Annotated in this window: 9 protein-coding genes and 1 pseudogene; 3 read left to right on the forward strand and 7 right to left on the reverse strand. The window is 70.3% G+C overall.

Features of this window, described 5'->3' with window-relative positions; translation table 11 throughout:
• The 3 genes from G7B67_RS09220 to glyQ all read right to left on the reverse strand — a co-directional run bounded on the left by G7B67_RS09220 (position 1) and on the right by glyQ (position 4,908).
• A complete protein-coding gene (locus G7B67_RS09220) occupies positions 1 to 1,767 on the reverse strand; it encodes an autotransporter assembly complex protein TamA (RefSeq protein WP_166211234.1) in 1,767 nt (588 codons plus the stop codon).
• Between the two features lie 121 nt (positions 1,768 to 1,888).
• Positions 1,889 to 3,976 (reverse strand): glycine--tRNA ligase subunit beta, encoded by a 2,088-nt coding sequence (gene glyS / locus G7B67_RS09225; RefSeq protein ID WP_166211237.1) that lies wholly within the window; start codon positions 3,974 to 3,976, stop codon positions 1,889 to 1,891.
• Complete coding sequence (gene glyQ / locus G7B67_RS09230) at positions 3,973 to 4,908, reverse strand: glycine--tRNA ligase subunit alpha (protein ID WP_166211240.1); 936 nt, start codon at positions 4,906 to 4,908, stop codon at positions 3,973 to 3,975. The genes glyS and glyQ overlap by 4 nt, the downstream gene beginning before the upstream one ends.
• A 129-nt stretch (positions 4,909 to 5,037) precedes the next feature.
• Here glyQ and G7B67_RS09235 point away from each other — a divergent pair, with 129 nt between their 5' ends.
• A complete protein-coding gene (locus G7B67_RS09235; protein WP_279303991.1) occupies positions 5,038 to 5,787 on the forward strand; it encodes a glutamine amidotransferase in 750 nt (249 codons plus the stop codon).
• Positions 5,788 to 5,865: 78 nt separating this feature from the next.
• A complete protein-coding gene (locus tag G7B67_RS09240; protein WP_166211246.1) occupies positions 5,866 to 6,774 on the forward strand; it encodes a hypothetical protein in 909 nt (302 codons plus the stop codon).
• 123 nt (positions 6,775 to 6,897) lie between these two features.
• On the opposite strand, the gene G7B67_RS09245 is transcribed toward G7B67_RS09240, so the two are convergent.
• From G7B67_RS09245 to tatA, 4 genes and pseudogenes are all read right to left on the reverse strand, one after another.
• Positions 6,898 to 7,617, reverse strand: a complete 720-nt coding sequence (locus G7B67_RS09245) for an RDD family protein (RefSeq protein WP_166211249.1) — start codon at positions 7,615 to 7,617, stop codon at positions 6,898 to 6,900.
• The gene (gene tatC, locus G7B67_RS09250; protein WP_166211252.1) at positions 7,614 to 8,372 is read right to left on the reverse strand and encodes a twin-arginine translocase subunit TatC; all 759 of its coding nucleotides are present in this window, start codon (positions 8,370 to 8,372) and stop codon (positions 7,614 to 7,616) included. Before tatC ends, G7B67_RS09245 begins: the two co-directional genes overlap by 4 nt.
• A gap of 178 nt (positions 8,373 to 8,550) precedes the next feature.
• A pseudogene (gene tatB / locus G7B67_RS09255) lies at positions 8,551 to 8,979 on the reverse strand (Sec-independent protein translocase protein TatB); the annotation flags it as partial.
• A gap of 27 nt (positions 8,980 to 9,006) precedes the next feature.
• Entirely contained in the window at positions 9,007 to 9,282 is a 276-nt protein-coding gene (tatA, locus tag G7B67_RS09260; protein ID WP_166211258.1) for a Sec-independent protein translocase subunit TatA, read from the reverse strand.
• 44 nt (positions 9,283 to 9,326) lie between these two features.
• On the opposite strand from tatA, the gene G7B67_RS09265 reads away from it, so the two are divergent.
• On the forward strand, positions 9,327 to 9,513 hold a 187-nt coding region (locus G7B67_RS09265; protein ID WP_207780902.1), incomplete at its 3' end, for a hypothetical protein.

A 9,513-nucleotide genomic window follows, 5' to 3' on the forward strand; every position in this document is an offset into this window, starting at 1 on the left:
TCACAGGTCGGCCCCGAAGTTCAGCGACAGGGTGAAGTTCGCATCCGGATGGTCGAGGCCATGCGCGAGGTCCACCCGCAACGGGCCCACCGGCGAGCGCCAGCGCAGGCCGATGCCGACGCCGGTGCGCCAGTCCGGCGTGCGGCCGTTGAACGCGCTGCCGGTGTCGACGAAGACCGCGCCGCCCCATTGCTCGGTGAAGTAATGCTCGAACTCACTGCTCGCGGTGATGAGGTTGTTCGCGCCCAGGCCGAATGTCCCCAGCCGCGGGCCCACCTCGCGATAGTCGTAGCCGCGGATGCTGCGATCGCCGCCGGCATAGAAGCGCAGGCTCGGCGGCAGGTCGACCACCGCGTCGGTGAAGGTATGCCCCAGCTCGCCGCGCAGGATCAGCCGGTTGTCCGCGCCCAGGCCCTTGAACCAGCTCGCGCGGGCATGCACCTGCGCGAAGTCGGCATCCGAGCCCGCGCCCTTCGCCCCGCCGCGCAACTCCAGTGAACTGGACATGCCGCGCCGCGGATACAGCCGGTCGTCGACATCGATGTACTCCGCGCGCAATGCCGGAAAGGTGAACGTGCCGTACTGCCAGGCCGGCGCCAGCCCCTGCGCCGGATATGCCCAGCGCTCGCGCAGCACGTGCAGCGACACGTTGGCGGTCAGGTGCATGTTGACCTCGCCGCTGCGGCTGGCCACGAATTCCACCCGGCGGGTGTCGATGTAATCGGTCTGCTCGTCGGCGGCCTGCAGGCTTGCGGTATACCAGCCGTCGAGCCATGCGAATGCGGGGATGCGGTATTGCAGGGTGAGCGTCCTGCGCCGCTGCGCGTAGTCCAGCTCGGCCTGCGCCTTGTGCCCGCGCGCGTTGAGGTAGCGCCGCTCCACGCCCAGGCGCACGCCCGGCCCGCTGTCGGTGCCGTAGCTGACGCCGGCGATGTAGATGCTGCGCTTGGCGGGCGCGAGCCTGACCTGCACCGGCACCTGGTGGTCGACCGCATTCGCGGGGTCGGGTTCGATGTCGATGCGGCTGAAGTAGTCCAATGCCATCAACGACTGCCGCAGGCGATCGATGCTGTCCTGCTGGTAGGGGTCGCCCGGCATCCAGTCGACGAGCTTGTCCAGCACGCGCTCATGGATGATCGCCTGCGGCGCCTGCTCGAAGTCCACTGGCCCCAGCGCGTAGCGCGTGCCACTGCGCCAGGCGAGCGCGATGTCGGCGGCATGTTCGGCCCGCGTGACTTCGACCCGGTGCTCGGCAAGGGCCGCATCGAAATAACCGCGATCGGCAAGCTGTCCGGCGATGCGCGCCTTGCCCGCTTCGTAAACCCCCTGGTCGAAGACGTCGCCGATGGCGGGCCTGAAGGCGGCGACGCCGCGCTGCAGCGATGTGTCGTCGCCACCATCGCCCGAAATCGAGATCCGCTCACCGCGCACGCGCACCGGCGTCCCGGGGTCGACATCGATGCGGATGGCCGCCTGCCGTGGCTGGCCCGCCACGGCGAGGCGCTGCACGTCGACCTGCGCGGAGTAATAACCGAACGGCTCGAGCGCCGATCGCACCTGCGCCGGTGCCTCGCGCAGCAGCAAGGCCAATCGCCGCCCGGAGAGATCCTTGCCGATCGCGTCCACCAGCGGCAATGCCAAGCGCGCGTTCTGCGCCATTGGTTCGTCCAGGCCGCGGATGTCGACCCGCACCACGGTCGCGGCCTGCGCGGTTGCGACGGCCGCGAGCAGCAACAGGGGCAGGCACAGCAGGCGGGTGGCGCGCATGTCCCGAGGATACGCGGCGCCTGTCTGCGACTCGTTCATCCCATGGACGGGTGCCGCCCGCGGGACGAGCACGGCATCGCTGCCTGCGCGCGGCGACACCCGCCGCGCGACGCGCGTGCCGTCAGCCGGACAGGTGCTCGATCGCCGCCACGCTGCCCAGGCGGTCGGCGAGGCGCTGCAGCAGGGCCAGCCGGTTGTCGCGCACTCGGGCGTCGTCGACGTTGACCATCACCTGGTCGAAGAAGGCGTCGACCTGCGGGCGCAGGCGCGCGAGCCGGCCCAGGACGGCGACGTAATCCCGCCTGGCCAGCGCATCGTCGGTCTGCGCCAACGCCTGTGAAACCGCTTCGGCGAGATCGCGTTCGGCGCCGGCTTCGAGCAGCGCGTCGTCGATGCGCGTCGGGATGTCGCCCTCGACCTTGCGCAGGATGTTGCGGATGCGCTTGTTGGCCGCGGCCAGGGCGGCGGCTTCGGGGAGCGTCGCGAATTCGCCGAGCGCCTTCAGGCGGCGGTCGAAGTCGAGCAGCGATTTGGGTGCGATCGCGAGCACGGCTTCGAACTGCTGCGTCGGCACCGACTGCTCGGCGTAGTAACTGCGCAGGCGGTCGAGGATGAACTCGCGCAACTCGCCGACGTCGGCCCACGCCGCCTGGGCGTCCTTGCCGACTGCGCCGACGATATCGCGCGCGCGTTCCAGCGCCGTACCCAGGTCGAGATCGATACCCGCTTCGATCAGCGTCCGCGCCAGCCCCAGCGCATTGCGTCGCAACGCGAACGGATCCTTGTTGCCGGTGGGCTTGAGCCCCGCGGCGAAGCCGCCGGCCAGAGTATCCAGGCGTTCGGCGAGTGCGAGCACCTGCCCGGTCCTCGACGGCGCGATCGCGTCGGCGGAAAACCGCGGCATGTAGCCTTCATCGATCGCTGCCGACACGTCGGGGGTTTCGCCCTGGGCCGCGGCGTAGTAGCGACCGGCGATGCCCTGCAGTTCCGGGAACTCGTTGACCAGCCGCGACTGCAGGTCGGCCTTCGACGATTCGGCGGCGCGGCGCGCGCTTGCCGGATCGACACCGATGTCCCGGGCGATCATTTCGGCCAGCGCGGCGACCCGCGCGACCTTGTCGGCGACGGTGCCCAGCTTCGCCTGGTAGGTCACGCTCGCAAGCCCGGCATTCATCGACGCCAGCCCCTGCTTGAGGTCGGCGTCGAAGAAGAATTTCGCATCGGCGAAACGCGGGCGGATCACGCGCTCGTAGCCCTTGCGCACTTCGGCCACGTCGGTGGACTGGATGTTGGCGATGCCGATGAAATGCTCGACCAGGCGCCCGTCGGAATCGAGCACCGGGAAGAACTTCTGGTTGGCTTCCATCGTCGCCACCAGCGCTTCCTGCGGCACCGCGAGGAATTCGCGATCGAAGCTGCAGGCCACCGCGCTGGGCCACTCGACCAGGCAATTCACCTGCTCGAGGTTGTCGGCGTCGATCCGCGCGATGCCGTCGACGGCGGCCGCCGCATGCGCGACCTGGCGCTCGATGCGCTCGCGCCGCTCGTCGGGATCCACCAGCACCCTGGCCGCGCGCAGTGCATCGACGTAATCGCCCGGGGTGGGAATCCACACCGGCGACGGATGCTCGAAGCGATGGCCGCGACTGGTGCGGTCGCTGCGCAGGCCGAACAGCTCCGCGTCCACGATCGCGTCGCCCAGCAGCAGCACCAGCCAGTGCACCGGCCGGGCGAAGGCGTAATCGTGGTCGCCCCAGCGCATCGGCTTGGGGATGGGCATCGCCGCGATCGCCTCGCGCAGGATCTCCGGAAGCAGCGCGCGCGTGGATGCGCCCGGCGTCACCGCGCGATGCACGAAGCGCTCGCCCTTGGCGTCGGTGGTGCGCGCCAGCGTGCGCCAGTCGACGCCGGCCTTGGCGGCGAAGCCCTGCAGCGCTTTCGTCGGCTGGCCATCGGCATCGAGCGCGATGTTGAGGTACGGCCCGAATACTTCCGAGTGCTGCTCGGGCTGCTCGCCACCGACGCCCGGCAGCAGCACCGCGAGCCGACGTGGCGTGTAAAGCGGCTTGGCGCCGTCGCGATCCACAGCGATCCCGCGCCGCACCAGGCCATCGACCACGCCGTCGAACAAGGCCTGCGCCAGCCCCGGCAGCGCCTTGACCGGCAGCTCCTCGGTGCCCAGTTCGACCAGCAGCGGCTGCAGGCTCATGCCGCGGCTCCGTTGGCATGGCGCAGGCCCGGGAAGCCGAGCTTCTCGCGCTGCGCGTAATAGCTTTCCGCCACCGCCTGCGACAGCCGGCGCACGCGCAGGATGTAGCGCTGGCGCTCGGTGACCGAGATCGCGCGGCGCGCGTCGAGCAGGTTGAAGCTGTGCGAGGCCTTGGCCACCTGGTCGTAGGCCGGCAGCGGCAGGCCGAGCTCGACCAGCTTCAGTGCCTCGGCCTCGCAGGCGTCGAAGCGGTGGAAGAGTTCGGCGACGTCGGCATGCTCGAAGTTGTAGGCCGACTGCTCGACCTCGTTCTGGTGGTAGACGTCGCGGTAGGTGACGGGCGTGCCGTCGGGTCCGTTGGTCCAGACGATGTCGAACACGTTGTCGACGTTCTGCAGGTACATGCACAGCCGCTCCAGGCCGTAGGTGATCTCGCCCAGCACCGGCTTGCATTCGATGCCGCCGGCCTGCTGGAAATAGGTGAACTGGGTGACTTCCATCCCGTTCAACCACACTTCCCAGCCCAGGCCCCAGGCGCCGAGCGTCGGCGATTCCCAGTTGTCCTCGACGAAGCGCAGGTCGTGCACCAACGGATCGATGCCCAGCGCCGCCAGCGAGCCCAGGTACAACTCCTGCAGGTTGTCGGGATTGGGCTTCATCACTACCTGGTACTGGTAGTAGCGCTGCAGGCGGTTGGGATTCTCGCCATAGCGGCCGTCGGTCGGGCGGCGGCAGGGCTGCACGTAGGCGGCGTTCCACGGCTCCGGGCCGAGTGCGCGCAGGAAGGTCGCCGGGTGGAAGGTGCCAGCGCCGACTTCCAGGTCCAGCGGCTGCACCAGCACGCAGCCCTGCTGCGCCCAGTAGGCATTCAGGCGCTGGATCAACGACTGGAACGTGACCGCCTGCGAGCGATCCGTGACGGAGTTGGGCATGCCGTGGCCGACCGTGTTTGGGCGCGGGAAAAGCGGGCTAGTATACGGGCGCGGTCGCGCGCGGCCGCCAGACTCCCGATGTGCGCCAGGCGCCATCGCCCACCGATCGACGAGCAGGTTGCGCGGACCTTGAACGCGACATTCCCGGGCGCTCTTGCCAAACCCTTCCTCATCCTCGAAACCGGGCAACCGGTGCCGACCATGCGCCGGCATGGGCGTTTCCCGCACTGGATCCGGGTCGCCGCGGGGCTGCCCGCCGACGCCGCGATCGCGGTCAACGTCGAAGCCGGCGAAGCGCTGCCCGATCGCGACGGCTTCGCCGCCGTGCTGATCACCGGCTCCGGGGCGATGGTCACCGAGCGTCGCGACTGGAGCGAGCGCAGCGCGCAGTGGCTGCGCGATGCGGCCCATGCCGGCATGCCGCTGTTCGGCATCTGCTACGGGCACCAGCTGCTGGCGCACGCGTTGGGCGGCGAAGTCGGCGACAACCCCAGCGGCCGCGAGATGGGCACGGTGGCGATCGACCTGCACGCCGATGCCGCCGGCGATCCGCTGTTCGGCGGCCTGCCTGCGCGCTTTCCGGCCCAGGCCACGCACCTGCAGAGCGTGCTGCGCACGCCCGACGGCGCCACCGTGCTGGCGCGCAGCGCGCAGGACGGCTGCCATGCGTTCCGCTGGGGGACATCGGCCTGGGGCGTACAGTTCCATCCCGAATTCGGCACCGTCCACATGCGCGGCTACGTCGATGCCAAGCACGATGCGCTCGCGCGCGAAGGCCACTGCGCGAGGCGGTTGTCGCGTACGATCACCGCCACGCCGCACGCGCGACGGGTGTTGCGGCGCTTCGTGCGGCACGCGCTGCAGGTGCAGGCGCGCTGACACCGCACGCCGCGACCGGCGACGCCGCATCGGCGCGGCGCGCCGTGCGCATCAACGCAGGATCACAGGGGTACACGGATGCATACACACGCGATGGCGCCGGGCGCCGGCTGGTCCTGGCTGAAGCAGGCGATCAACCTGGGACGCAACAATCCGCGCGCGCTGTTCGGCGCGGCCGCCCTGCTGATGCTGGTCGCACTCATTCCCAGCGTGTTGCAGCTCATCGCGCAGCGGCTGTTCCCGGGGACGGCGGCGATGTTGTGGATCACCGGCGTGAGCCTGCTGGTGATGGTGGTGGTCTATCCGCTGCTGATCGGCGGTTTCTTTGGCGTGATCGACGCCACCGAGCGCGGCCGCCCGACCCACGCCACGGCATTGTTCGACACCTTCCGTCCCGGGCCCGCGCGCGGTCGGCTGATCGGCTTCGGCCTGCTGATGTCGCTGATCTACCTGCTCGCGTTCGGCGCGGTCCTGGTCGCCTTCGGCGGCGACGTCGCCAGCTGGTACGTGCAGGTGCTTGCCGCCGCGCAGCAGGCCACGCCGGGCACGCCGCCGGTGCTGCCGGCGGCGCCCTCGGGGCTGGGCACGGTGTTCGGACTGGGGATGCTGCTGATGATGTTCCTGGGCGGGGTGTATTCGATCGGCTTCGGCCAGGTCGCGCTGACCGACCGCAACGTCGGCGGCGCGCTCGCCGACGGTTTCGCCGGCACGATCAAGAACGTGCTGCCGCTGCTGGTGCTGGCGGTGGTGTCGCTGTTCGGGATGCTGGTGGTGGCGATCGTGCTCGGCCTGGGCCTGGCGCTGCTGATGGCGCTGGGCAGCCTGGTGCATCCGCTGCTGGGCATGCTGCTGGCGCTGCCGGTGTACCTGGCATTCCTGGTCGCGATGTACGTGGTGATGTTCGGCGTGATGTATTTCCTGTGGCGCGACGTCACCGCTGCCGGCGCGCCGACGCCATCGGCGCCCGCCGCCGGCTTCGAGGCCTGATCCAGCCCGCGCGGTTCATCCGCAAGCCGCCGGGTGGCAGCGGCTCCCCGGCAGGCGCGGCTTCAGCCGCGAACCGTGTCTTTTCGTCCGCCAGGCGCCCCTGCGCCGCTCCGCCTCGGCCGCCTACCCCAGCGACGCACGCAGCATCGCCATGTAGCGCGCCAGGCCCCAGGCCAGCAGCACGAAGCACGCCAGCACCTGCAATCCCAGCCAGGCGCGCGCCCACGCCGGCAACCGCGGCTGGGCGGCGTCGCTGACGACGCGTGTGCCCGCGACCAGGTCGTGCAGCGCGCGCCCTCGGGGCGACACCGCGACGAGCAGGTGGCCCAGGTTGAGCGTCAGCCAGGACAGCGCGCCGGAACCATGGCGCAGGGCGATCCGCGCCAGCGGCGGGCGCGCATCATCGACGGCTCCCACCACCCGCATCCGCAACGCGCGCTTGCCCGGCGTCGCCTGCCAGGGGCCCGCTTCGAAGCCGACGAACCACAACGCCGCCAGCGCCAGCATCCACGGCAGCCAGGGCAGGAGCATGCGATCGATGCCGGATTCGACCGCGCTCGCGGCGGCCTGCACGGCGGGATCGGCCAACAGCTGCGGCGCCAGCGCATCGGCTCGCGTCCCGTGCATGAGCGCGTCGGCCAACTGGGTGCCGAGCAGGTCGGACAACCGTGCGCTGGCGGCGGTGATCGCCTGCCAGCCGGAGACCAGCGACGACCACGCCAGCAACGTCGCCAGCGCGCCAACGACGGCGATGTCGAGCGACCAGGCGGCGTAGCGGCGCCAGAAACCGGCCGGCGCCGCAGCCGCGCGGACGCCGGAATCACGCCTGGCCGCTTCGCTCATTCCGACGTCGACACGCCACTCGCGCGCGTCGGCCGTACCGCGCTGGCGGCGAGGATGCCGGCTTCGTAGAGCAGGATCATCGGCACCGCGAGCAGCATCTGCGAGACCACGTCGGGCGGGGTGATGACCGCGGCCAACACGAAGATGCCGACCACCGCGTAGCCGCGCCATTCGCGCAGTTGTTTCGGCGTCACCCAGCCCAGCAGCGCCAGGATCACCAGCGCCACCGGCAACTCGAAGCTCGCCCCGAAGGCGATGAAGATCACCAGCACGAAGTCGAGGTAGTTGGTGATGTCCGTCATCATCGTCACGCCCGTGGGTGTCACCTTGTTGAGGAAGGTGAACACCGCCGGCAGCACGACGAAATACGCGAAGGCGCAGCCCAGGTAGAACAGCAGCAGCGCCGAGGCCAGCAGCGGCATCGCCAGCCGGCGCTCGCGCTTGTACAACCCGGGGGCGACGAACGCCCACAGCTGGTACAGCAGCCAGGGCATCGCGATCACCAGTGCGACGAAGAACGCGAGTTTCAACGGCGCGAAGAATGGCGACGCGACTTCGGTGGCGATCAGCTGGCCGCCCTTGGGCAGCTTCTCCAGCAGCGGCAGCGCCAGCAGCGCATACAGCCGGTTGGCGAACGGCAGCAGCACGACGAACATCAATGCCAGCCCCGCGACCGCGCGCAGCAGCCGCGTGCGCAGTTCGATCAGGTGGTCGAACAGGCGGGCGCCGCCGTCGTCGTCAGCGCTGGGGAGCATCGGCGGCGTCCTGGTCGGGTCCCGGCGGACGGTGCGAAGGCGCCGACAGCGCGTCGTCCTCGTCCTCGTCCATGGGCGGTGGCGGATCCTCCATCGGCGCGTGCAAAGACACTTCGGGATCAGGATCGAAGCCGTCGTCGTTCGTGGCCGGCAGTGCTGCCGCATCGTCCGCGGGAGGTTGGACCGGGGCCGTCGCACCCAGCGCCGGTGCGCCCGCGTCGAGCGACCGGGTCGCCGTTGGCGTAGCCGCGGCGGCGGGCAATGCCCCCCGTGGCTCGCGCGGTTGCCGCGGCTCGCGTGGGTCCGGCGACGGCCCGCGCATCAGCTCGTCGCTGGCGCCCTGGAAATCGCGCTGCAGGCTGGAGCCTGCTTCGCGCAACGAGGCCTGCGCCTCGCGCAGCGATTCGCGGGTCTCGTGCAACGTGCGTCGCAGCTCGTCGTCGGCCATTTCACGTTCGAACTCGGACTTCACTGAATTCCACTGCGCGCGTGCCCGCCGCACCCACAGGCCGGCAAAGCGCGCCGCCTTGGGCAGCCGCTCCGGGCCGAGCACCAGCAGTGCGACGACCGCGATGACCAGCAGTTCAGAGAATCCGACGTCGAACATCGCCGTGGCCCGCGCGGGTCGGCGAGGTCAGCGCGCGGAAGGCGGCGTGCGGTCGTCGTCGCGCTTCAGGGGATCGGCGGTGTCGCGGCGCGCGTCCGCCGCGCGCAGGGCTTCCTCGCGCGCGATCTCGTCGCGACGGGTCTGGTCGGCCAGCTTCTCCTGGTCGTGCTCGTTCATGCCCTTCTTGAAGCCCTTCACCGCCTCGCCCAGATCCTGGCCGACGTTCTTCAGGCGCTTGGTGCCGAACACCAGCACCACGATCACCAGCACGATCAGCCAGTGCCAGAGGCTCAAACCGCCCATGTGCGTTCGCCTGTTTGCGGGGGGAGCAACAGGATAGCGCAGCAGTGCAAAGGCGGCGTTTGGATGGCGTTACGACCGCCCGTCACGCGCCCGACGCCGGTGGCGACGCGGGTGCGGGCGTCGCCGAGGCCGGCGACGGGCTGGGCGGCAACGGCTCGGCGGTCGCCGGCGTGTCGTCGACCGGCTCGAAGGGCGTCGGCTGCGTCGCTGCAGGCACCGTGCTGGGCGCCC

It is taken from the genome of Cognatiluteimonas telluris, from assembly GCF_011320095.1.
In the GTDB taxonomy this organism is placed as follows: domain Bacteria; phylum Pseudomonadota; class Gammaproteobacteria; order Xanthomonadales; family Xanthomonadaceae; genus Cognatiluteimonas; species Cognatiluteimonas telluris.